This window comes from Duganella fentianensis, from assembly GCF_964031615.1.
Classification (GTDB): Bacteria; Pseudomonadota; Gammaproteobacteria; order Burkholderiales; family Burkholderiaceae_D; genus Rugamonas; species Rugamonas fentianensis_A.
In genome coordinates, this window is the sequence record NZ_CAXIQN010000005.1 from 43,462 (window position 1) to 68,173 (window position 24,712).

Annotated in this window: 18 protein-coding genes; 13 read left to right on the forward strand and 5 right to left on the reverse strand. The window is 61.2% G+C overall.

What is annotated here, in order from left to right; translation table 11 throughout:
* The first annotated feature begins 10 nt into the window (after positions 1-10).
* Both ABNT42_RS02740 and ABNT42_RS02745 read left to right on the forward strand, forming a co-directional pair.
* Positions 11-4,714, forward strand: a complete 4,704-nt coding sequence (locus ABNT42_RS02740) for an NAD-glutamate dehydrogenase domain-containing protein (protein ID WP_348693694.1) — start codon at positions 11-13, stop codon at positions 4,712-4,714.
* Between the two features lie 16 nt (positions 4,715-4,730).
* Complete coding sequence (locus ABNT42_RS02745; RefSeq protein ID WP_348693696.1) at positions 4,731-5,741, forward strand: succinylglutamate desuccinylase; 1,011 nt, start codon at positions 4,731-4,733, stop codon at positions 5,739-5,741.
* 14 nt (positions 5,742-5,755) lie between these two features.
* Here ABNT42_RS02745 and ABNT42_RS02750 read toward each other — a convergent pair whose 3' ends face one another.
* Entirely contained in the window at positions 5,756-6,715 is a 960-nt protein-coding gene (locus ABNT42_RS02750; protein WP_348693699.1) for a LysR family transcriptional regulator, read from the reverse strand.
* Between the two features lie 109 nt (positions 6,716-6,824).
* On the opposite strand from ABNT42_RS02750, the gene ABNT42_RS02755 reads away from it, so the two are divergent.
* The 10 genes from ABNT42_RS02755 (at position 6,825) to ABNT42_RS02800 (ending at position 19,079) form a co-directional block, all read left to right on the forward strand.
* Complete coding sequence (locus ABNT42_RS02755; protein WP_348693702.1) at positions 6,825-8,363, forward strand: AMP-binding protein; 1,539 nt, start codon at positions 6,825-6,827, stop codon at positions 8,361-8,363.
* Between the two features lie 149 nt (positions 8,364-8,512).
* A complete protein-coding gene (locus ABNT42_RS02760) occupies positions 8,513-10,909 on the forward strand; it encodes a TonB-dependent receptor (protein WP_348693705.1) in 2,397 nt (798 codons plus the stop codon).
* Positions 10,910-10,972: 63 nt separating this feature from the next.
* A complete protein-coding gene (locus tag ABNT42_RS02765; RefSeq protein ID WP_348693708.1) occupies positions 10,973-11,857 on the forward strand; it encodes an alpha/beta hydrolase in 885 nt (294 codons plus the stop codon).
* A 14-nt stretch (positions 11,858-11,871) separates the two neighbouring features.
* Positions 11,872-12,378, forward strand: a complete 507-nt coding sequence (locus ABNT42_RS02770; protein WP_348693711.1) for a MaoC family dehydratase — start codon at positions 11,872-11,874, stop codon at positions 12,376-12,378.
* A complete protein-coding gene (locus ABNT42_RS02775) occupies positions 12,359-13,564 on the forward strand; it encodes a substrate-binding domain-containing protein (RefSeq protein ID WP_348693714.1) in 1,206 nt (401 codons plus the stop codon). Before ABNT42_RS02770 ends, ABNT42_RS02775 begins: the two co-directional genes overlap by 20 nt.
* Before the next feature lie 12 nt (positions 13,565-13,576).
* Positions 13,577-14,353, forward strand: a complete 777-nt coding sequence (locus ABNT42_RS02780) for an ABC transporter ATP-binding protein (RefSeq protein ID WP_348693717.1) — start codon at positions 13,577-13,579, stop codon at positions 14,351-14,353.
* Positions 14,346-15,071 carry an ABC transporter ATP-binding protein gene (locus tag ABNT42_RS02785; protein ID WP_348693719.1) on the forward strand — a complete coding sequence of 242 codons (726 nt, stop codon included), beginning with the start codon at positions 14,346-14,348 and terminating at the stop codon, positions 15,069-15,071. Before ABNT42_RS02780 ends, ABNT42_RS02785 begins: the two co-directional genes overlap by 8 nt.
* 11 nt (positions 15,072-15,082) lie before the next feature.
* A complete protein-coding gene (locus ABNT42_RS02790; protein ID WP_348693722.1) occupies positions 15,083-16,123 on the forward strand; it encodes a branched-chain amino acid ABC transporter permease in 1,041 nt (346 codons plus the stop codon).
* Positions 16,124-16,156: 33 nt separating this feature from the next.
* A complete protein-coding gene (locus tag ABNT42_RS02795; protein WP_348693725.1) occupies positions 16,157-17,260 on the forward strand; it encodes a branched-chain amino acid ABC transporter permease in 1,104 nt (367 codons plus the stop codon).
* A gap of 343 nt (positions 17,261-17,603) precedes the next feature.
* Positions 17,604-19,079, forward strand: coding sequence for an amino acid permease (locus ABNT42_RS02800; RefSeq protein WP_348693727.1), 1,476 nt, complete (start codon positions 17,604-17,606; stop codon positions 19,077-19,079).
* Between the two features lie 48 nt (positions 19,080-19,127).
* Here the strand turns inward: ABNT42_RS02800 and ABNT42_RS02805 are convergent, their stop codons facing one another.
* Both ABNT42_RS02805 and ABNT42_RS02810 read right to left on the reverse strand, forming a co-directional pair.
* Positions 19,128-19,307: a hypothetical protein gene (locus ABNT42_RS02805; RefSeq protein ID WP_348693730.1), complete on the reverse strand. Its 180-nt coding sequence runs from the start codon at positions 19,305-19,307 to the stop codon at positions 19,128-19,130.
* A gap of 282 nt (positions 19,308-19,589) precedes the next feature.
* Positions 19,590-19,829, reverse strand: a complete 240-nt coding sequence (locus ABNT42_RS02810) for a hypothetical protein (protein WP_348693732.1) — start codon at positions 19,827-19,829, stop codon at positions 19,590-19,592.
* 225 nt (positions 19,830-20,054) lie between these two features.
* Between ABNT42_RS02810 and ABNT42_RS02815 the strand changes: the two genes are divergently transcribed.
* Positions 20,055-21,386, forward strand: a complete 1,332-nt coding sequence (locus tag ABNT42_RS02815) for a diguanylate cyclase (RefSeq protein ID WP_348693735.1) — start codon at positions 20,055-20,057, stop codon at positions 21,384-21,386.
* Between the two features lie 61 nt (positions 21,387-21,447).
* Here the strand turns inward: ABNT42_RS02815 and ABNT42_RS02820 are convergent, their stop codons facing one another.
* Together ABNT42_RS02820 and ABNT42_RS02825 are read right to left on the reverse strand one after the other, a co-directional pair.
* Entirely contained in the window at positions 21,448-22,362 is a 915-nt protein-coding gene (locus ABNT42_RS02820) for an EamA family transporter (protein WP_348693738.1), read from the reverse strand.
* Between the two features lie 45 nt (positions 22,363-22,407).
* Positions 22,408-24,642 carry an FUSC family membrane protein gene (locus tag ABNT42_RS02825; RefSeq protein ID WP_348694008.1) on the reverse strand — a complete coding sequence of 745 codons (2,235 nt, stop codon included), beginning with the start codon at positions 24,640-24,642 and terminating at the stop codon, positions 22,408-22,410.
* Positions 24,643-24,712: the final 70 nt, after the last annotated feature.

The window sequence follows — 24,712 nt, forward strand, 5'->3', positions numbered from 1 at the left end:
AGAAGCAACAATGAAACAAATGTCACAAGACCTGCGCGCACAGACGCTGGAACTGGTCAATGCCCGCCAGCCTGCTGCCGCTAGCACCCACGTCGTTGCGCTGATCAGCGCCTGGCTCGGTGCACTGGACGACGAAGATCTGGCCGGCACTGCGCCTGCCAGTCTGGCGCCGGTACTGTGGGATGGTTTCACTCAGGCTTCCCAGCGGCGCGGCAGCGCTGCGCAGATTGCCCGTCTGCGCTACGACGATGGCCGCGGCGGCAACGCCACTGCGCTGCTGATTCTGAATGACGACATGCCATATCTGGTCGATTCGATCGTGATGGCAGCGCGCAAACTGCGCGTGGGCGTGAATGCGGTGCTGAATGGCGTGCTGGCAGTAGGCCGCAATGCCGATGGCGCGGTGACTGCCGTGGGCCAGAGCGGCGACAAGCTGGAATCGTATGTGCTGGTGCTGCTGACGGAAGATCTGCCGGAAGCGGAACTGGGCATGCTGGTCGAGCGTCTGGAAATGGTGTCGCGCGACGCTGCCGTGGTGCGGCGCGATACGGCTGCCATGCTGGCGCAGTTCGAGCGCATCGGCGCTGAAGCGGCTGCGCAAGGCGAAGAAGGCAAGGAAGTGGCAGCCTTCCTCGACTGGGCGCGCAGCGAAGGCTTCGAGCCGTTCGGCTACGCCTACTATCAGGTGAAAGCCGGTGTGCGTGAACTGGAGCGCGATATCCCTAGCCGTATCGGCGTGCTGCAGGATACTTCCCATCCGGTGTACGGCACCTGCCTCGCTAATATTCCGGGCGACTTCGACACCCTGTCGAAACGCGCCAATGCCCTGTCCATCGTCAAGGCCGACGTGGAAGGCACGCTGCACCGCGAGCAGCAACTGGACTTCATCGGTGTGCGCCACACGGATGCGCAAGGCGCGATTCTGGGCGAATACTGCTTCGTTGGTCTGTTCACCCGCGCTGCCACCGCGACGCCGCTGAACCGTCTGCCGTTCGCCCGTGGCCGCGTAGCCAAGGTGCTGAGCATTGCCGGTGTGCGTCAGGAAGGTTTCCGCGCCGAGAAATTCATCGAGATTCTGGAATCGCTGCCGCGCACCGAAGCGCTGGAAGGGGAGACCGAATGGCTAGCCGAAGTGTGCGGCGCCGTGGTGTCGCTGTACAAGCAGCCGCGCACCAAAGTGTTTGCCCGCCGTGACGTGTACGCACGCCACCTGAATGTGCTGGTGTATCTGCCGCGCGAGCGTTACAGCGCCGGTGTCGCTTCGGCGCTGGCCAAAGCGCTGCAAGCCAGTTCGGGCGCCAGCCATGTGAGCTCGCAGACGCTGGTGGCCGATGGTCCACTGGCCCGTGTGTATCTGATCGCTCACGCTGCTCGATATCCGCTCGATCTGGAAAGCGATATCCAGCAACCGCTGCTATCCGTGCTGGACGGCTGGCATGACCAGTTCTCGGCACAGGCCGATGCCGTGGCCGACGTGGCGCTGCGCGCCAGCCTGCGCCGCATGTGCGCTACCCTGCCGGTCGATTACGTGGCCACCACCACGCCGCAGGCAGCCTTCCTCGATCTGGGCGTGATCCTGCGTCGCAGCGATATGAACCGCGTCAATGTGCGCGTGCAGATCGCCGATAGCGGCACCACCATCCGTCTGTACTCGGTAGAACGCGTACCGGCCCTGTCGGCGATTCTGCCGGCCCTGCATAACGCCGGCGTGCTGGTGGATCGCGAACAGACCCACGCGCTGCGTGTGGACGGTCAGCGTCACTACGTCACCAGTCTGGCGGTGGATGCTGCCAGCGCCGAAGCACTGGCGCGTGACGGTATCGTCGGCGTGACGGAAGAACTGCTGGCATCCCTGCTCAACAACGAAGCCGAAGATGGCCGCCTGAATGGTCTGGTGGTGCTCGGTGGTCTGAGCGTGCGTCACATTCAGCTGGTGCGTGCCTACATGAGCTACTGGCGCCAGACCGGCAGCCGCTTCTCGGTACGCTATATCGCTGAAACCCTGCGCAAGCAGCCGGTGGTAGTGAAGCAGCTGGTGGATGCCTTCCTGCAGCGCTTCGATCCTGCCAACGATGAAGCCACCCGCGCTGCGGCGCTGGAAGCGCTGGCCGCCATCAAGAGCCGTCTGCCTGCCATCAACCACGCTGACAGCGAAGAAGTGCTGGGTGCCATGGCTGACCTGATGGGCGCCACCGTGCGTACCAACTACTTCCAGAACGGCCAGCAAGGCGACAAGATCATCTTCAAATTCGATACCAGCAATCTGGCGCTGGTGCCGGAACCACGTCCGTTCCGTGAAATCTTCGTGTTCTCGCGTCGCTTTGAAGGCGTACACCTGCGCGGCGGCCCTGTGGCACGCGGCGGTCTGCGCTGGTCCGACCGGATGGAAGATTACCGCACCGAGGTGCTGGGTCTGGTGAAAGCGCAGATGGTGAAGAACGCCGTGATCGTGCCGGCCGGTGCCAAGGGCGGTTTCGTCTGCAAGCAGATGCCGAAAGACGCTGTGCGTGAAACCATCGCGGCAGAAGGCGAAGCCGTCTACCGTCTGTTCATCGCCAGCCTGCTGGAAGTGACCGACAACCGCGTGCTGGGCAAGATCGTGCCGCCAGCCGATACCGTGTGCTACGACGGCAACGACCCGTATCTGGTGGTGGCGGCTGACAAAGGCACGGCGACCTTCTCCGACATCGCCAACGGCATCGCTGTGCAGCGCGGCTTCTGGCTCGGTGATGCGTTTGCTTCGGGCGGCTCGAATGGTTACGACCACAAGAAAATGGGTATCACCGCCAAGGGTGCATTCGAGGCTGTGAAGCGCCACTTCTACGAAATGGATCACGACATCCACGCCGAACCAGTCACTATGGTGGGTGTGGGCGATATGTCGGGTGACGTGTTCGGTAACGGTGCGCTGCTGTCGCGCAAACTGAAAATCGTGGCAGCCTTCGATCACCGCCACATCTTCCTCGATCCGAATCCGGACATGGAAAAATCGTTCAACGAACGTGCCCGCATGTTTGCGCTGCCACGCTCGTCGTGGGAAGACTACAGCAAGGATCTGATTTCGGCTGGCGGCGGCGTGTACCCACGTAGCGCCCGTTCGATCGAACTGTCGCCAGAAATCCGCACCGTGCTGGATATCGAAGAAACCGCGCTGGCACCGGAAGAACTGATGCACCGCATCCTCAAAGCGCCGGTCGATCTGTTCTACAACGGCGGTATCGGTACCTACATCAAGGCTTCCACTGAAACCCACGCACAGGTGAAAGATCGTGCCAACGACAACATCCGGGTCGATGGTAATCAGCTGCGCTGCAAAGTGGTAACGGAAGGCGGTAACCTCGGTGCCACGCAGGCTGGCCGTATCGAGTTTGCACTGACGGGTGGCCGCATCTTCACCGATGCGATCGATAACTCGGCCGGTGTGGATTGCTCCGACCACGAAGTGAATGCGAAGATGTGGCTGGACGTGGAAATGAATGCGGGCCAGCTCAGCGAAGCTGAGCGTAACCGCGTGCTGAACGACATGACGGCTGATATCGAACGTCTGGTACTGCGCGATAACACGCTGCAGACCCAGTTGCTGGTGCGCGAAGCCCAGGCACAGGGCGACGCCGGCGTACAGGATGGCTATGCTGCCCTGATCGCTAGTCTGGAAGAAGAGGGCGCGCTGTCGCGTGAACTGGAACAACTGCCATCGGTCGCCGAACTGGCACGCCGCAAGGCTGATGGCCGCGGCCTGACCACGCCGGAACTGGCAGTGGTGATTGCCAACGTGAAGAACCGCTACAAGCGCATCCTGTCGGCGCTGCCGCTGACGGATCTGGGCTGGGCCGAATCCGTGCTCACGCCTTACTTCCCTGATCTGCTGGTAGCCACCCGCTCTGCGCTGGCGCACCCGCTGGCTAACGCGATTCTGGCGACCGTGCTGGCGAATGAATCGGTCAACCGCTGCGGCCCGCTGATGCTGCGTCAGGTCGCTGCCGAACATGGCGTGAGCGAGTCCGACGTGATTCTGGCATGGGGTCAGGCTTGGTCGGCACTGAATCTGGCACCCGTGTTCAATACGCTGGATGCCGATGCGCTGAAGATTCCACGTGCCGTGTCGATCAAGGTCGATGGCCGCACCCGCGTGCTGCAGAAGGCTGTGATCGAAGGCGTGCTGGCCGTGCCTGCCGACCAGCTGCGTGCTGGCGTGGCAGAGCTGAGCAAGCTGTTCGCCCAGCCGGAAACGCTGGCCAAGATCGGTGCGGCCGATGGTTCGGCTGACGCTGAATCGACCGCCGGTCTGCGCGCCGAATTCGTGCAGGCATGGCAGGCAGTGGATGGCATCGAAGCCATTGCCGCCTTCGTGTTTGCTGCGCTGGCCGTGAAACGTCCGGCAGGTATGGACCTGCCAGCCTTCGTTCAGGTGGGCATGGCACTGCGTGCACAGGTGGGCATCGATACGCTGGAACGCGGCCTCAAGCTGCCAGCACTGAACCGTTCGCAGGAACAGCTGCGCAGCTATGCGCAGAACGCGCTGCGTCGTACCCAGCAGCGTCTGCTGGCTCAGGTACTCAAGCATGCCGACAGCAGCCATAGCCCGACCGAAGCGGTGGAGCTGGTGGTGAATGCGCTGGACCTGTCCGGCTTCGCGCTGGCCAGCGATCTGGAACAGGCCATGCTGGATGTGTGGGCGCTGTCGGAAGCGACGGCTGCTCCACTGGCAGCTTAAGGCTAAGGCAGGTGCAATGAGTCAGATCAGTACTGCACTGCCTGCAGCAGTGCGCGCCCTCGCTGAAGCAGATTTCAGCGTGGTCGCGCAGCGTTTCACTGCTGCCGGATATGCTGTCGGCCAGCCGGCCGACGGCATCCTTACCATCAAGGCTGGCGCCTCCTCGCCACCGCGCTCTGCTGTGCTGCTGTCGGTGGGCGTGCATGGCGACGAGACGGGGCCGATCGAAGTGCTGGCCTATCTGCTCGATCAGCTATCGCTCGACGTGGCGCAGCAGCCGGCCGCGCTGGCCGTCGATCTGATGCTGTGCGTGGGGAATATCGATGCGATCCGTGCCGGTAAGCGTTTTATCGATGCGGACCTGAACCGCATGTTCCGCACCGAGCGCGGTACGCTGGCCGGTACGGCCGAAGCGGCACGCGCCGATGTGATGGTGGCCGCGACCAGTGAGTTCTTCCAGAATGCGGGGCCGGTGCGCTGGCACCTTGATCTGCACACGGCCATCCGGCCTTCCGTATATCCCGCGTTTGCCATCGTGCCCGAGCTGATCGCGGAACAGCCGCGCCAGCAATTGCTGCAGTGGCTCGGCCATGCCGGTGTGGGCGCTGTCATCATGAATCCGGCATCGGTGGGCACGTATAGCTACTACTCGGCCGAGCATCATCAGGCGGCTGGCACCACCATCGAACTGGGACGTATCGGTACGCTGGGTAATAACGACATCGGCCAGTTTGCCGATGCGTCGGCGGCGCTCGATGCGCTGCTGCGCGGTGTGGCACCAGCCACGCAGGCACGCCAGCCGCACATCTTTGCCACGGCGCGCCAGATTATCAAATTAAGCGATAACTTCCGCATGGCCTTCGGCCGCGAGACGCACAACTTTACGGCTATGCGTCAGGGCGAAGAGATTGCGCGCGATGGCGATACTATCTACACGGTGCAGCATGCGGAAGAACTGGTGGTGTTCCCGAATCCCGATGTGCGGGTGGGGCTGCGCGCCGGTCTGATGGTGCACCGGATCGGCTAAGCATTCGTTATCGGTCAGACGTTGACGGCCACCGGCTCCATGCGTGGCTCTATCATTCCCGGCGTGTAGTGCGACGGCAGGAATAGCTGGTCTTTCTGGCTTTCCACCGTGGCACGCAGCCAGTCCCACACGGTACGCACGCGCTTCTGGCCATATAGGTCGGATGGCGCGACCAGCCACAGCGTGCGGTGGGCATACACGATATCGGGCAGTACCGGCACCAGATCGGGATATTTGCGCGCTGCATACGGCGGCGCCATCACCAGCCCTATGCCGGCGTTGGCTGCTTCGCATTGCGCCAGCATGCCGGTGGCGCAGAAGCGCCGTTTCGGCACGATGCCGATTTCATCCAGATAGTTCAAGCCTGTGCTCATCAATTGCGTCTGCACGTAGTCGATGAACAGGTGCTCGGCCAGATCTTCCTTGCGCGTGATGGGCGCGAACTTGGCCAGATAGCTGCGCGAGCCGAACAGGTAGTAGCGGAAGCAACTCAGGCGCGTGACCATATAGCGCCCCGTTTCCGGCGCATCCAGCGTGATGCTGAGGTCTGCCTCGCGGTTGGCCAGATTGGCGAAACGGGGCAGCAGCAGCAGATCGAGATGCAGTTCCGGATTGACGGTCACCAGTTCCTGTACGCGCGGTGCCACCAGCACGGAGCCCAGTACTTCGGGGGAGCCTAGCCGCACCACGCCGCGTGCACCCTGCATTTTTCCGGCCAGTTGTTCGAGCGCTGACATGGCCGCCGTTTCCATCAGCTCCGCATGGGGCACCAGTGCGCGGCCCTGCTCGGTGAGTTCATAACCTTCGCGGCGGTGGTCGAATAGCGGCGTACCGAATTCGTGTTCCAGCCGCTGTATGCGGCGCGCCACAGTGGTGTGGTCTACCGCGAGCCGGCGCGCAGCGCCCGTCAGGGTGCCGGCACGGGCCAGCTCCAGAAAGTAGCGCAGGTCAGTCCACTCGGGCAGTTTATTCATGCGATTGATTGTGCAACAACGCACAACGGGTTGGCAAGAATTCCCGTTTCCGTCGTGGTTTCTTGTCTCTAAAATCCGCACACATTGAATTCCCGACCTAGAGGATGTTATGGATGCCTTGTGTATTGCCGGCCTGCTTGCGCACCACGCGCGCTATCAGCCGGAAGCGGTGGCGGTGGTGTTTGGCGAACAGCGCCTGAACTGGCGCGAGTTTGCTGCACGCTGCGGCCAGCTGGCGCAGGCCATGGCGCAAGCCGGTGTGCAACCGGGCGACCGCGTGGCTACAGTGCTGGGAAATTGCCTGGAACTGCTGACCATCTATTGGGCCTGTGCCGATATGGGCGCCGTGGCTGTGCCGTTGTCGCCACTGTTGCAGTGCAGCGGGTTGCAGTCGCTGCTGCAGGATGCGGCACCGAAGATCGTGTTTGCCAGCGACGCTACACAGGCCGATGTGAGTGCGGCCATCGCCGCACTGAGCGTGCCGGTGCAGATGGTGTGCGTTGCAGCAGCACCGACAGCGCACAGCTATGCCGCCTTTGTTGCCGGTTGCGCGCCGATGCCGCAACGTCCACAGCTGACGCCCGAACATCCTTGCAACATCATGTACACCAGCGGCACTACGGGACAGCCGAAAGGCATTCTGCTCACCCATAGAGTGCGCGCACACTATGCCACGCTGATGGCCAGTATCTTCCGGCTGACGCCGGAATCGGTGGTGCTGCATACGGGTGCCATCGTGTTTAACGGTGCCTACGTGATGATGATGCCGGCCTTTGCGCAGGGCGCGCGCTACGTGCTGCATGGCGCGTTCGATGCGCGTGCGTTTGTGGCGGCTGTGGCGCGCGAAAAAGTCACCCATACCATGCTGGTGCCATCGCAGATCGCGGCGATACTTGATCTGCCCGATCTCGATCCGTTGCAACTGGTTTCATTGCAGGTGGTGCTGTCGCTGGGCGCGCCGCTGCCGCTGGCGCGCAAGCAGGCGCTGGAGTCTTTGCTGCCGGGGCGGCTGCACGAGCTGTACGGCCTGACGGAAGGCTTTATCACGGTGCTGGATAGGCGCGATACGGCGCGCAAACTGGGCTCGGTAGGTGTGCCGCCGCCGTTCTTCGAACTGCGCATTGTGCGCGAGGATGGCAGTGAAGCGGAGGTGGGCGAGACGGGCGAGATTGCCGGACGGGGCCCGCTGCTGATGTCCGGCTACTACGGCCAGCCCGAGCTGACGGCGCAGACCATCGTCGATGGCTGGCTGTATTCGGGCGATATCGGCCGCATCGATGAGGAAGGCTATCTGTATCTGGTCGACCGCAAGAAGGACATGATCGATAGCGGTGGCGTGAAAGTCTATCCGCGCGATATCGAGGAGGTGATTGCTACCCATCCCGACGTGGCCGAGGTGGTGGTATTCGGTGTGCCCGATGAAAAGTGGGGCGAGACACCATTCGCTGTGGTGCAAATGAAACAGACTTTCGGTAAGGTCTGCACCCCAGAGCAATTACGTGACTGGATTAATGTGCGCGTTGCCGCACGGTACCAACGAGTCAGCGCAGTCGCGCTGGTCAGCAGTTTTCCCCGTAACGCCGCAGGAAAAATCCTCAAACGCGAACTGCGCGCGCCCTACTGGGAAGGCCGTGAGCGGGCAATTTAATGCATCACGGCAATGTCGGAGGGAGCTGTGCATTTCTGCACACATGCCGTGCATGGCTTCATCTTTATCTATGTTGTCATAACGGGCACACTTCAGCGCAATGCCCGACATGGTGCATATAAATACTAAAAATATCTGGAGGAGATGCTATGCGTTTTTCTAAACAAGGCACGCTGGTGCTGCGTCGTTCCGTTGCAATGATGGTGGCCGCTTCGGCCATTTCCGGTCTGGCGGCCGGGCAGGCATTTGCTGCCGCTGCTGCTTCCGCAGATGCTGCCGCAGCCGCCGCTGCGGACGTCGCCGCCGATCCTGCTGCTGCCCCTGCTGCGAACGAACCGGACAAGGTGATCGTTACGGCCCGCCGTCGCGCCGAGCTGATTCAGGACGTGCCGGGTTCGGTCACGGCTATCTCCGGATCGGCACTGGAAAAAGCTGGCATCCCCGATATTACCGGCCTCGCTGATGCGCTGCCGAACACCACGCTGAAAACTTCGCGTGCTACCAACACCACGCTGACTGCCTTCATCCGCGGTATCGGCCAGCAGGATCCGGTGGCAGGCTACGAGCAGGGCGTGGGCATCTACCTCGACGACGTGTATCTGGCCCGCCCACAAGGCGCGCTGACCGATATCTACGATCTGGACCGCATCGAAGTGCTGCGTGGCCCGCAAGGTACGCTGTATGGCCGTAACACCATCGGTGGCGCTGTCAAATACGTCACGCGCCGTCTGGCCAAAGGCAATACGCTGGACATGAAAGGCACCATCGGCAGCTACAACCAGCGCGATCTGGTGGTGAAAGCCAGTGGCGAGATTTCCGACATGCTGCGTATCGGCGGCACCGTGGCCACCTTCAACCGCGATGGCTACGGCAAGAACGTACTGAATGGCCTCGATAACTACAATAAGAAGGTGGTGGCTGGCCGCGTTAGCGCCGAACTGACGCCATCGTCTTCGCTGTTCGTGCGCCTGTCGGCTGACCGCACGGTAGATGATTCGCTGCCTAAGCAGGGCTATCGTCTGACCAATGGACCGGCACCGGCCAACGAGACCCCGCTGTCCGGCCCTTACGATACCCGCGCCAATCTGTACACGGTGCTGGGTCACGAGCAGCAGGTGACCACCGAAGGCGGCAGCCTGCTGGTGGACTACACCATCGATCCTACCCTGTCGATCAAATCGATCACGGCATACCGTAGCAGCAAATCGTATGCGCCGATCGATTTCGATTCGCTCAATACGCCGCTGTTCGAAGCGCCAGCCATCTATACCGACCGTCAGGCCAGTCAGGAAATCCAGCTCACCTACACTGGCTCGCGCTGGCAGGGTGTGGCAGGGGTGTTCTACATGAAGACCAATGCCTTCAATGAATTCGACGTGCTGTACAACGCAGCCGGTGGCCTGTCGCTGTACACCCGCGACGACATCGACAGCAAGACCTGGGCCGCGTTTGCCGATGCCAGCTACAACGTCAGCGATGATTTCAACATCAACGTGGGTGGCCGTTACACCAGCGACGAACGTCAGGCTGCTATCTACAAGCGTACCTATCTGGGTCTGAAAGGCTCGCCTACGCTGGGCAACCCTGCTGCAGTGGGTGGCGCAGCCAATACGGATATGGGCAAGAATGATCTGAACCGTACCGATACCAAGTTCACCCCTAAACTGGGTCTGGGCTGGAAGATCGACCGTCAGAACAATCTGTACGCTTCCTATTCGGTAGGCTTCAAGGGCGGCATGTTCGATCCGCGTATGGATCTGGTGGCATCTGGCGGCCCGAACACGGCGGCTTCTCTGCAGAAGCGTCAGGGTGTAGCGCCGGAAGAAGTGAACTCCTACGAAATGGGGCTGAAGTCCAACCTGAATGGCGGCCGTCTGCAGACCAATGTGGCAGTGTTCTACAGCGACTATAAGAACGTGCAGATTCCCGGCTCGATTCCTACCTTCGCCGCCGACGGTAGCGTGAACGGCTTCGCCGGCACGCTGACCAATGCCGGTAAGGCCAAGATCACCGGTCTGGAACTGGAAGCGATTGCCCGCGTGACCGACCAGTTCACCGTGAGTGCCATGTTCAGCGCGATCGATGCCAAGTATAAGGAATGGATGGTCGCCAATGGCAAGACGCTGGCCAATGTGGCTGATCAGGCTGAGTTCCAGAATACGCCTAAGACTTCGGCTAACCTGAGCGCTACCTACGACTGGCCGTTTGCCGCCTTCGGTCGTGCCGGTACGCTGTCGCTGAATAACACCGTGTCCTACAAGAGCAAGGTGTATCAGAGCGAGATGGTGCGCATGACGGGCATCGCCTCGATCGACGCGACTGTGCCACAGAATCTGATGCTGGCACAGGAAGGCTTCGGCCTGTGGGATGCCGGTCTGGTATGGACCAGCAGCGACCGCAAACTGCAACTGGCTGTGAATGGTCGCAACCTGCTGGATAAGCGCTACAAAGTGGCTGGCTATGCCTTCGGCGGCTTCTTCAATACCGTGACCACCTTCTACGGTGATCCACGTACCGTTAAAGCTTCGCTGTCGGTGAAGTTCTAAGTAACAGACGGCGCACGGCGCGCGAGCGTCGTGCGCCGTTTTTGTTTTTCTGCACGGAGTCCTATGATTACTTCCGAACTTCCCTACGTCGAGCGGAGCTGGCGTAGCCACGATGGTCTGCGCCTGATGGCGCGCGACTATGCGCCTGCGGCCGGTCCGGCACGCTGCCCCATCATCTGCATCCACGGCCTGACGCGCAACAGCGCCGACTTCGAAATGGTGGCGCCATGGCTGGCGGCGCAGGGTCGCCGCGTGATCTCGGTGGATATCCGTGGCCGTGGTAAATCCGAATACGACAGCAACAGCGACAACTACAATCCGCTAGTGTATGCGCGCGATGTGGCGCAGTTGCTGGAAGAACTGGGTATTTCCCGCGCCGTCTTTATCGGTACTTCGATGGGTGGCATCATCACCATGACGATGGCGATGCGCTACCGTCACCTGATCGCCGCAGCGGTGCTGAACGATGTGGGCCCGCAGCTGTCGCAACGCGGACTGTCGCGCATTGCCGGCTATGTGGGTACAGGCGTGCCGGTCGATACATGGCAGGCGGCAGCAGCAGCCTGCAAGGGCATCAATGCCGTGGCCTTCCCGCATTACACGGATGCCGACTGGCTGCACTGGGCGCACCGCACGTTCGGCCAGAATGCCGATGGCAGCTTCCGTCCGCAATACGATCCGGCCATCGCGATTGCCATCAAACAGGGCAAAGTAAAAACCAGTTCGCTGATGGCACGCTGGGCGTTTCGCCGGCTGGCGCGTCGTGTGCCGACTATGCTGCTGTATGGCGGTATCTCGGATCTGATCGAAGCACCACAGATCGCTGCCATGCGCGCAGATGCGCCGCACATGAAGGTGGTGGAAGTGCCCGGTGTAGGACATGCACCGATGCTGGATGAAGTGGAGGCGCAGGCGGCATTGAGCGCTTTCCTTGCCGTCGTGCCGTGAGCGGAGTTCAACGGATGACGATGATTTCAACTGACCATGTGGCGCGCGTGCAGGCGCGTGTGGGCGAGCGTCTGTGGCTGTCGGACTGGGTCTGCATCGAGCAGTCGCGCATCGACGGTTTTGCCGAAGCTACGGGCGACCATTACTGGCTGCATACCGATCCTGATCGGGCGCGGCGCGAAAGCCCGCTGGGCGGCACCATCGCGCATGGCTTCCTTACCATGTCCATGCTGGCGCCTAGCTGTCTGCATGCGCTGCTCGATGTGCTGGGCGCCGACGAGGTGCTTAACTATGGCGTCGAGAGTCTGCGCTTTCTTGCGCCGGTGCGCTGCGGTGCACGTGTGCGCAGTTCCATCGTGCTGCGCTCGGCCGTGGCCAAGCCCGGCGAACGGGTGCTGGTAGGATTAGACTGCAGTGTCGAAATAGAAGGGCAGGAGCGGCCCGCTCTGGTAGGCCAGTCGCTGATGCTGATTCACTTTCCCAATCAAATAGGAGTTAGCCATGCCGCACAAGCTGCGTAATACCGTCTGGGCCGCTATCAGTCTGCTGGCCTGCACCGCGCTGGCACAGGCCGCGCCACTCAAGGTCGCGCTGATCACCAGTAAAAGCCACCCCGCCTTCGAAGCCTATGCGCGCCAGACCGAAGCCGGTTTCATGCTGGGACTGGAATATCTGACGCAAGGCACTATGACGGTGGAAGGCCGCAAGATCGTCGTGATCAGCAAGGATGATCAGGGCAAGCCGGATATGGCCAAAGCACTGCTGACGGAAGCCTATGTGGATGATGGTGCCGATATCGCCGTCGGCACGACTACTTCCGGTGCGGCACTGGCGATGCTCCCCGTGGCAGCGGAAATGAAGAAGGTGCTGGTGGTGGAAGCGGCGGTGGCTTCCGACATCACGGGCAAGTTCTATAACCGCTATGTATTCAAGACTTCGCGCAATTCCTTCCATGATGCCTGCGCTGGCGCTGCCGCCACCATGGCGCCTGCCAGTCTGGCGTTTCTGGCGCAGGACAATGTATTCGGCAAGGACGGCATCGCCGCTGCGCGCGACTGCCTGAGCAAGATGGGCAGCAAGGCCAAGGTGGTACATGAAGAATATGCCCCACCGGCCAGCACCGATTTCACAGCGGCCGGCCAGCGCTTGATCGACGCGCTGAAAAAAGCGCCGGAGCCGCGCTTCCTCGTGGTGGCATGGGCAGGCAGTAGCCCTGTCAACAAGCTGGCCAATCTGCAGCCGGGCCGCTACAACATTACGCTGGTACCGGGCGGGAATCTGCTGCCGGTCATGAAGGGATGGAGCGCCTACGCCGGTTCGGAAGGCTCGCTGTACTACTACTATGATTTCCCTACCAACGCCATGAATCGCTGGCTGGTGGCCGAGCACAAGAAGCGCTTTGCCGGTACGCCGCCGGACTTCTTCGTGGCCGGTGGCGCAGCAGCCGCCAGTGCTGTGGTGCAGGCGCTGCGTGCAACCAAGGGCAGCAGCGACACCGAGAAGCTGATTGGTGCGATGGAAGGCATGAATTTCGAGACGCCCAAGGGCACCATGAGCTTCCGCAAGGAAGACCATCAGGCCATGCAGCCGATGTACCACTTCCGCATCAAGGCCAAGGATAAGCAGAAGAACGAGTGGGATCTGCTGGAACTGGTGCGCGAGATTCCAGCCAATCAGCTGCCTATCCCGATCAATAACAAACCTTGATAGTTCAAGCACATGAGTGATAGCCACCGCGTCACCCTTGCCACAGAAGGCCTTGGTATCCGCTTCGGCGGGCATCAGGCCGTGCAGGATGTGACGGCCAGTTTCCGCGCCGGCGAGCTGACGGCCATCGTCGGCCCCAATGGCGCGGGCAAGACTACCTATTTCAATCTGATTTCGGGCCAGCTTGCCGCCACCAGCGGCAGTGTGCGGCTACACGGGCAGGACGTGACATCGTTCAGCGCCGCGCGCCGCACTCGCCTTGGCATAGGCCGCGCCTTCCAGCTGACCAATCTGTTCCCGCAACTGAGCGTGCAGGAGAATATCCGGCTGGCCGTGCAGAGCCGCGCCGGTGTGGGTATGCGCATGTTCTCTGTGTGGTCGGAGCAGAAGGCGGTCAACCAGCGTACGGCGCAGATACTCGAGCAGGTAACTATGGGGCCGCTGCGCGAGCAGATCGCGGCCACGCTATCGCACGGTAATCAGCGCAAGCTGGAAGTGGCCATGCTGTTGGCGCTCGATCCGGAAATCTTCATGTTCGATGAACCGACTGCGGGCATGAGTGTGGATGAAGTGCCCGTGCTGCTGGAACTGATCCATCAGATCAAAGCCATGCGCGATAAGACGGTGCTGCTGGTCGAGCACAAGATGGATGTGATCGGCGCATTGGCCGACCGCATCATCGTGCTGCATCAGGGCTGTCTGATGGCCGATGGTGATCCGGCCGAAGTGATGGCACTGCCGCTGGTGCAGCAAGCCTATCTGGGATCGACAGGAGTGCGGCATGAGTGAGCCCTTATTGAAACTGAGCGGGGTACACACCCATATCGAGCAATACCATATTCTGCACGGGGTGGATCTGGTGGTGCCGCGCGGCGAACTGACTGTGCTGCTGGGCCGGAATGGCGCAGGCAAGAGCACTACGCTGCGTACCATCATGGGGCTGTGGCGTGCTTCGGCCGGCAGCGTGCAGTTCGACGGCCGCGAACTGGCCGGCATGGAGACGCCCGATATTGCGCGACAGGGCATCGCCTATATCCCCGAGAACATGGGCATCTTTGCCCAGCTGACTGTGCAGGAGCATCTGCAACTGGCTTGCCGCAACGGCAAACCCGATATGGCGCGGCTGGACTGGATCTTCGGTATCTTCCCTGCGCTGAAGCGTTTCTGGCACCAGCCGGCTGGCACGCTGTCCGGCGGGCAGAAGCAGATGGTGGCGATTGCGCGTGCCATTATCGAGCCGCGCCGGTTGATACTGGTGGACGAGCCGACCAAGGGGCTGGCGCCGGCCATTATCGATCATCTGGCGGAAGCGTTTGTGCAGCTCAAGGCCAGTGCCACCACCATCCTGCTGGTGGAGCAGAACTTCGGCTTCGTGGCGCGGCTCGGTGATTCGGTGGCCGTGATGGATGGCGGCGTGATCGTGCACAGCGGCCGCATGGCCGATCTGGCAGCCGATCAGGATTTGCAAACCCGTTTGCTGGGGCTTTCGCTCGCAGCGCATCAATAGAGAGGAACACGATGACGGCTACGTCTCCAGCCACTGCTGCCGCTGCTACCCCTGCTGCGGCCGAGATGATGTTGCCGCGTAAGCGAGTCGACTACCAGCCCTGGTATGTGTTGGCGGTGATACTGGCGCTCACATGGCTATGGGTGGGCGACAGCGCCACGTGGCTGACGCTGACTGTGGCCGGTCTGGCCATGGGTATGCTGCTGTTCATTATGGCCAGCGGCCTGACCATGGTGTTCGGCCTGATGGGCGTGATGAACTTCGGTCATGGTGCTTTTATTACCGTGGGCGCATACGCTGCCACGCTGGTGCTGCTGCGTCTTGGCGACTGGCTGCAGGCCGATGCCATCGGCCTGAATGCCGCGGCGCTGGGGCTGGCGTTGCTGGCTGCCGTAGTGGTGACGGCGGCGCTGGGCTGGGTCTACGAACGGCTGATTATCCGTCCCGTGTATGGCAATGCGCTGATGCAGATTCTGATTACCTTCGGTGCTGCCACCGTGCTGCAGGAACTGGTAACCGCTATCTGGGGCGCCGAGCTGATTCCGCTGACCCGTCCTGCCGCATTCGATGGTGCATGGGTGCTGGGCGATGCCGTGATCGAGAAATTCCGCGTGCTGTGCGCGGGCGCTGGCTTGCTGGTGTTCGGCGCCATGATGCTGATCCTGCACGGCACCCGCATCGGTCTGCTGGTACGTGCTGGTGTCGCCAACGGAGAAATGGTGCAGGCCCTGGGCTATCGCGTGCGGACGCTGTTTGTCGGCGTGAGCGTGGCCGGTGCGGCGCTGGCCGGTATGGGCGGTGTGCTGTGGGGGCTGTACCGTCAGGAGCTGACCACCAGCATAGGCGCCAGCAGTCTGGTGTCCATCCTGATCGTCATCATCATCGGCGGCATGGGTTCCGTGGGCGGCTGCTTCCTCGCTTCGCTGCTGGTGGCGCTGGCCAGTAACTACGTGGGCTTCCTCGCACCCAAGGCGGCGCTGCTGTCCGAAGTGGGGCTGATGCTGGTGGTGCTGGCATGGCGTCCGCGCGGGCTGTATCCGATTACGCATTGATTACGCATTGACTATGCACTGAGATCGACGACTATGAGCATCCATCTGCTTTCGAACGAACTGCCGCGCAGCCGCCGCTTGAGCGTGGCGCTGGTGTTGATTGTGCTGCTGCTGGCACTGGCTCCCTTCCTGTTCCCCGGTGCGCGTGCCATCAATGCCGCTGCCACTATCTGCATTTTTGTCGTGCTGACGGCTTCCTATGATCTGATGCTGGGCTATACGGGGATTATCTCGTTTGCCCACACCATGTTCTATGGCGTGGGCGCTTACGGCGTGGGGCTGGCGCTGCTGCATCGCGGCCCCAGCTTCAGCTCCGTGCTAATCGGGCTGGGCGCGGCCATGCTGGTCTCGCTGGCGCTGGCCTTGCTGATCGGGGTGTTCTCGCTGCGTGTGCAGGCCATTTTCTACGCCATGGTGACGCTGGCCATTGCCAGCTGCGTGAGCGTGATGACTAGCCAGTTCCCCGAGTGGACGGGCGGCGATGATGGTCTGACCATCCCTGTGCCTGAATTACTCAGCCCCGCTTTCCGCCTGCTGGAAGAACCGCTGTTCGATAAGGTCATCAACGGCAAGGTGATTACCTATTACCTGCTGTTCGTGGTGGCGCTGCTGGCTTTCCTGCTGATGCTGCGCATCGTCGCTTCGCCTTTCGGGCGGGTGCTGCAGGCGATCCGCGAGAACGAGTTCCGCGCCGAAGCGATTGGCTATCACACGGCGGCCTACCGCACGCTGGGCAGCGTACTGGGGGCGCTTGGTGCCACGCTGGCCGGTGCCATGCTGGTGCTGTGGCTGCGCTATCTGGGGCCGGATACCACGCTGTCCTTCGCCATCATGCTAAACGTGCTGCTGATTACCTTTATCGGCGGGCGCGGTACGCTGTATGGTGCGGTGCTCGGTAGTGCGCTGTACATCGTGGCGCAGACCTATCTGATCGATCTGATGAAGTGGGCCAGTGGTGCGCTGGTGCAGGGAGCGGCGGCGCAAGCCGGTTCCGCGCTGGAGCCGGTGCTGGCGCTGCTGGCGCGGCTGGTACATGCCGACCGCTGGTCGCTGTGGATGGGGGTATTGCTGGTGCTGTCCGTGTATTACTTCCCGACGGGGATAGTCGGACGCTTGCGCGCCCGACGTGCAGCCTAGACGCGGATCAGCACGGCCGCCACGGTGGCGGCCAGACCCAGCAGAACAACTGCGGCGCCAGCCATAGCCGGCGTCACGCGGCGCGAGACGGTGGGGATCTTCTTGATGGGCATGGCGGGCTCCTCTGAACAGGTAAAAAGTGAAGTTAGATTAACTGCTGTGTTGCCGCCAATCTAGACATTACGCTGTATCAAAAGTAAGCAGGTGTAACTGCTGGTGCACAGTGTTGGTGCGGGATCAATGTGAGTTGTTTTTTAACACACACAAACTTTAGGGACACGGGCTGGAACAGCCTATAATCGCTAAGTTTTTTGCCCGTACATATATCCCACAAGGAATGCCTGTGAACCAAACGCTGGTCCAGAAACTGACCCGTACCAAGCCGGTCGGCCATCACCAAGAAACTGCTCCTACCAGTAGCAATAGTCTGCATCGTTCGATCGGTCTGTTCCCCCTTACCATGATAGGGGTCGGTGCCACCATCGGCACGGGGATCTTCTTCACCATGGTGGAAGCCGTGCCCAAGGCCGGTCCATCGGTGGTACTGTCCTTCCTGATCGCTGCCATTACGGCCGGTCTGACGGCGCTGTGCTATGCCGAACTGTCGTTCCGCATTCCCGCTTCCGGTTCTTCCTATTCCTTTGCCTACGCTACCGTGGGCGAGTTCCTTGCCTTCATCATGGCGGCCTGTCTGCTGCTTGAATATGGGCTGGCGGCCAGCGCGACGGCGATAGGCTGGTCTGATTATCTGAACAATTTCCTCAGCAATGCCTTCGGCTGGCATATTTCCGAGGTGTTCCGCTCACCGATGATTGTTTCTACGCCGAAAGGTATCGAGATACATGGCGGGCATATCAATCTTCCGCCTATGCTGCTGGTGGCGCTGTGCTGCTTCCTGCTGGTACGCGGCGCCAAGGAATCGGCCACTACCAATGCCATCATGGTGCTGATTAAGCTGGCGATCCTGATTTTCTTCGTGGTGATTGCGTTCTCCGGCTTTGATATCAATAACTTCCATCCGTTCTTCAGCCCGGACAATGGCGTGCATTACACCGGCATGGCTGGTGTGACGGCGGCGGCGGCCACGGTGTTCTTCTCGTTTATCGGTCTGGATACGGTGGCGACGGCTGGTGAAGAAGTGCGCGATCCTAAGCGTAATGTGCCGATCGGTATTCTGGCTGCGCTGGGCATTGTCACGCTGTTCTATATGCTGGTGGCCGTTGCGGCCATGGGCGCGCAGCCGGCTTCCAAGTTTGCGGGTCAGGAAGCGGGTCTTGCCGTGATTCTGCAGAATGTGACGGGCAAGACCTGGCCGGCGCTGGTGCTGTCGGCCGGTGCCGTGATTTCCGTGTTCAGCGTGACGCTGGTGACCATCTACGGCCAGACGCGGATTCTGTATGCGATTTCCAAGGATGGCCTGATTTCGCCGTCGTTCAACAAGGTTAGCGCCCGTACCGGTTCGCCCGTGCGTAATACGCTGATCGTGTGTGCGGTGGTGGGGTTGGTGGCGGGCTTTGTCGATGCGACCTTCCTGTGGGATATGGTCAGCATGGGCACGCTGACGGCGTTTATCGTGGTGTCGCTGGCTGTGCCAGTGATGCGTCGCCGTGCCGAGAAAGCGGGCGAGCCAGCGGTGGCGGGCTTCCGCGTGCCGTTCGGGCCGTATGTGGTGCCGGGCCTGAGTATCGGCGCCTGCCTGTATCTGATGTTCGGCCTGTCGATGACCACCTACACCATCTTCGTAATCTGGATGAGCGCGGCCATCGTGACCTATCTGCTGTACGGAATGCGCCATTCGCGCCTGAATAAAGCCGCCTGATTCTGCTATAAATATTGCGGGGCGTAAGCCTGACTGTGTTGAGCGCGGTCAGGTCTTGCGCCCCGTTTCACGTAGTTTGCGGCGCAAACGGATATTGTCTGCCAGTAGCGATACGAGTGCGGCCAGTATTAGTGTCGGGGCGGCATAGGTATCCAGATAGTGCCAGAACGCCCAGGCAGCCAAGGCACAGCCCAGCCCGCAAATCAGTAACCAGATTTGATCTTTCATTGTCGGTACCTACCGAAGGTAGCTTGCGCTGGATATCGCTAGTCTTACCACTGCCTTTGTTTTGGCTGCGCACGGATTGCGCAAACAGAAAAGCCGTTCAGTTTGTGCTGAACGGCTTTTCTGTTTGCGGGGCCGGCATGCAGGGGCCGGCGCGGCTATTACTCTTCGTTTTGTGGCTCGGCGCCCAGATACAGACGCAGCAGCAGGCCGGACAGAGCGATGGCAGCAGGCAGATTTTCGATGATGGTCAGCATAGTATTCTCCGTAGTAAATTAACTTCAATTAACCGCGCGACGCCATGAAGCGCAACTCGGCCGACAGGTTAGGGGAATGGCGCTCGCAATCCTGAGCCAGGCTGTGCAGCCATGCATTCGAGACTGGCTGCTCGACGACCGTTTCGACTACGGCGCTACGTGGCTTTACAGCCAGCAGTGCGGCCAGCAACTGGCGTGCAGCGGCGGCTACATTGCTCAGATAACCGGTGTCGGCGAATTCGGTGTAGGTCAGTTTGCTCGTGCTCATGATTAGCTCCATATCTTCGTTTGTTGCAGTGCAGTATGGGGCTAGTTCAGTAATAAATAAACTTTTGATTTATGATACTCGGCATAAGCAAAGCATATAACTGGCCTGTTTTCCCTATGAAACAGTAGTGCTGTAAAGCTACATTTAAATCTGAAATTTTTTTTCAGGAGCACTGCCCTGCAGGTATGATTGCTGCCAGATTGGCAATAAATCGACAGGAGAACCATGTCTTTGCGCACCAAACTTATGCTGGCCTTGCTGCTCACGGGGCTGGCTTCCGTGGCCATGGTGGGTGGTCTGGCGTCCTATGGATTGGGCAAGAAAGTCGATATGATCCGGCGACAGGCCGCTGCCGAGCACTTCTACAGCGCAGTAAGTGATTACTTACGTCCGTATGGTAGCTGGCAGGCGGCTAATCAGGCTGAGCCGTTTGACCACTATATGCAGCGCATCCGTCCCGCGCCGGATGGCAGGTTGCCGCCGCCGGACGAGGGTATTGCTGCGCGCGAACGGCGCGGCCCACCACCGGATGACGTGAGGGAGCGACGCGGCCCACCGCCGCCGCGCGGCGATGGTGATACGCCCTATCACTTCATACTGGCTGATCAAAATTTCGCCGTTCTGCTGGGTGCTGGCGTGTACCGTCCCGGCGAACCGCTGCCGGAAGCGGCACGGCGCGATGCCCGCCCAGTGCAAGTCAATGGCAAAGTAGCCGCCTATATTTCACCGGAGGGCGTACTCACGCCTAGCAAGGAGGAACAGCAGTATCTGGACGCCATGTACGATGCGTTATGGGCCGGTGTCAGCGGCGCGGCCTTGCTGGCGCTGGCGCTCGGCGTGCTGCTGAGTCGTGGTCTGAGCCGGCAGCTGCGGCATCTGATCGTTGCCGTGCGCGCTATCCAGCAGGGCACGCTGCGCCAGAACGTGCCGGTAGAGGGGCGCGACGAAGTGGCGCAGCTGGCGCGCGCTTTCAACGAAATGAGTGCGCAACTGGCCCACAGCCACGAAGCGCTGCAGGCGTCGCATCTGACCATCAGCGCGCAGGCCGAGCAGCTGCGCGAACTCAGTGTGCGTGATGCGCTGACAGGGTTGCATAACCGGCGCTATTTCGATGAACAGGCGGCCAGCCTGTATCGCCATGCTGTGCGCTACCAGCGGCCATTCAGCATGGTGATAGCGGATATCGACTTTTTCAAGCGCATTAATGACCAGCTGACCCATGCGACCGGCGATGCGGTGCTGCGCGCGGTGGGTGAAATCTTCCGCAAGCATATGCGCGAGAGTGATCTGGTGGCGCGCTACGGTGGTGAAGAATTCGTCATGGCCTTCCCTGAAACCAGCCTCGCGCAGGCGGCTGTGCTGTGCGATAAGCTGCGCGAGCTGATCGCTGGCCATGCGTGGCAGCAATTGCATCCGCAACTGGCGGTGACGATCAGCATAGGCGTGGCAGCCGATCTGCAGGCGGGCAGTGCGGAAGCCATGCTGCAGCAAGCTGACGCCCAGCTATACCGTGCCAAGCAGGATGGGCGTAACCGCGTTTGCTCGCTCGCCGTTTGAGCTGCCCCGCTGCCCCAGTGCCCGACCTGTCACCTGCACTTTGCCCGACCTGACCCCGGGTTTAGGATTTGAGCCAGCGGCCGCCGAACATGGTGCATAGCAGGGCGGCGACGATCAGGGCGATGCCGCCCCACTGCCAGCCGGTGATGACGTCGCCCAGCGCGATCATGCCGGCGGCGATGCCGACCACGGGAACGCCCAGGCTGAACGGGGCGACGCGGTTGACTGGGTGGCGCTTCAGCAGGCGAGTCCACATGGCGTAGCCGAGGATGGTGGCCATCCAGCCTAGATAGGCAGCCGACAGCCATGTTGCCAGCGGTGCCTCTAGCCAGTGCCAGCGTAGTTCGGGCGGATCGAACGCCAGTGTGAGGCCGATGAAGGGCAGGATGGGCACGAGGCTGCACCACACCATGAAGTTCACGACGTCGAATTGCGGCGTGTGGTGCTGGGCGCGCCTCACGACGATGTTGGAGGCCGCCCACATGGCGGCAGCCGATAAGCATAGGGCGAAGCCAGCGGCATTGGTGCCGCCTGCGTGGCTGCTGCCTAGATAGTTCATGGCGAAGCAGATCAGGCCCAGTGCGGCCAGTAACAGGCCGTATTTGAGGGCGCGGCTGGCGCGCTCACGCAGCAGGGCGAAGCCGAAGAAGGCGGTGAAGAACACTTGCGTCTGCAGGATCACGGAGGCTAGCGCGGCGGACATGCCGACTCGTAGCGACAGGAATAGCAGGCCGAACTGGCCTACGCCCTGACACAGGCCGTAGGCGATGATCCAGCGCGCTGGCATTTTCGGCGGGCGCAGGAACAGGATCAGCGGCAGTACGGCAAAGATGTAGCGCGCCGCGCCTAGCTGGAAGGGCGTGAGGTCGCGCAGGCCTATTTTCATGGCGACGAAATTGGTGCCCCAGATGAGGACGACGAGCAGGGCCGATAACAGGTCGTTACGGCTGAAGGAGGCGGGTGTTACAGCAGTCATGCGACCAATAGTAACAGTCTGGCGCAATCTCTGCTGGCGACACCCTTATTCGACGTCGCGCAGGATGGCGGCGCTGTGCACGACGATCTTGGCCGCGTCGGCCTGCAATAGCCGCACGCGGCGTTGTACCAGCGGCCACCCGGACCAGTGGATGGTGCTGCCCTCGGCGTGGCTGTCGCTGCCAGTGTCTGCGACGGTGGCGGCGCCAGTAGCCGCAGCAGTAGCAGCGATCGTCGCAGAGGCCGCTGCAGATGGGGTGGCTGTGCTAGCGGCAGCGGTGGTGCGCTGGCCCGCGCCTTTGCGGATAGCGCGCTGCAGGATGTCGCTCACCTGTGCGTGGCTTTCCGCCAGCATGGCATTCAGCGCCGCACGGGGAATCTCTTTGACGTGGCGCCGCACGATGGCGCGCAGCGCTGCCACGTGCGCTACCAGCAGGTAGTTCTGCACGATGAACAGGTTGATGTCTTCCACCGCGCGCTGTTTGCTGGCCGGTTCGTCCAGCATGCGCACCAGCGCGCTGTTTAAGGCGGCGAGGCTGTCCATCAGGCGCTTGCGTTCGATGCGATAGGCGAAATCGTCGGTGCCTTTGCCCTGCAGCAGATCGGAACTGGCCTGCATATAGCGCAGGCTGACGCTCAGCACTTCATTCACCAGCCGTGGCAGCGACTGGTATTCCCAGTTGGCCAGTACGAAGCTGAAGGCGGTGGCGACGGCGGCGCCGACGAAGGTGTCGACCAGCCGTTCGATGATCAGGTCGTGGTTGCCCGGTGCGATCAGGTGCATCTGCAGCAGAATCATCACGCTGACGGCAATTGCGGCGTAGCGGTAGCGCAGGTAGATGAAGGTGGGCGTGGCCACTGTGGCGAGGATCAGGAAGCCCAGTATCGCGGCAGGATAGTTGAGGTACTGGATGATCAGTGCGGTGATCACGCAGCCGATCACGGTGCCGATGATGCGGTCGCTACGGCGCTGCTTGGTCATGCTGAAGCTGGGCTTGAGGATGATGACGATGGTGAGCACGATCCAGTAACTGTGTGCGGCGTACGGTAGCCACGCGGCCACGGCCAGACCGACCGTAATCGCCATCGCCACTCGCAGCGAGAAGCGGAAGATGGGCGAGCCCAGACGCAGGTGCGACAGGATCATGCGCAATTCGTACTTCTGCTGCGACAGGAAGGGGCCCATGTCGGCATCGGCCCAGAATGGCGTGCTGTCGGCCACTTTCTGGCTGGCGGCGTGCAGTTCGACTATCATCTGGATGATGGCGCGGATCTTGTTGCGCTGGGCCCGCAGTACGGCCAACGCTTCGTGCGCTGGCTTGCCTTCGCTGATGCGCTGCTGTAGCACTGCCAGTTCCGCTTCGACGGCGGCCAGTTCGGTGTCGTAGCTGATTTCGGGATAGGAAGGTTTGTTCCGAGTGACGTCGTAGGCTACCGATTCGATATCGCGTGCCGCTTTGTAGGCCAGATCGTGCAGGGTTTTCAGTACGGGACTATCGGCCAGATGCAGGCGTAGCTGGGCATAGTCGGTGTGGGTGGAGAGGATCAGTTCATACAGGTCCAGCATGCAGACGTGGGTCTGCACTACGATGGCGTCCTTGCGGTTGTTGTGGCTGCGCAGGATCAGATCGCGCGCCGCCTGCTGGCGGTCGGCTAGCAAACTCTGATGGCGCACCAGTTTGTTGAACTGTTCGCTCAGGTTGTAGCGGGTGTCGTAGAAGTCGGCTTTGATGTCGATGTAGGCGGCCAGTTCGAACAGGGCTTCGGCCAGCACCTGCTGTTTGATGCGATGGCGCAGCAGCCAAGAGATGCCCATGGCATAAGCCAGATAGGCCAGTGCGCCCAGTGTGAACAGGCCCGTATGGATGAAAGCCTCGCTGGCCGTCATCGCGTGTTCCATCGACATGGTCATGATGAACAGGGTGGCCAGTTGCAGCGGCATGGACTTCTTGCCGTACACGATCATCATGCAGGCAAGGAAGCTGATGGCGACCAGCATGGTCATCAGCAGCCAGTGCAGCGGGGCGCTCAGGCTGATCAGCAGTGTCACGGCGCTACACAGCAGCACCGAGGCGCTCATTTCGTTGAACTTGTGGCGCAGCGGGCTAGGCATGTCCATCAGCGCCGTGCACAGCGCGCCGATGCAGACCGTCATGGCGGTTTCCAGACTGGCGAACTGCAATGTAAATAGCGTAACGCCTACCAGCCCGGCAGCGAAACGCAGGCCGAGATAAAAGTAATGGCTATAGAAGAACGTGCGCAGGTTGAGTGCGTAGTGCATGGCTGTGATCTTGTGGGCAGCGAGCATGCACGCTGCGGGATCGCCGCAGCGTACATAGGGTACTAACAGA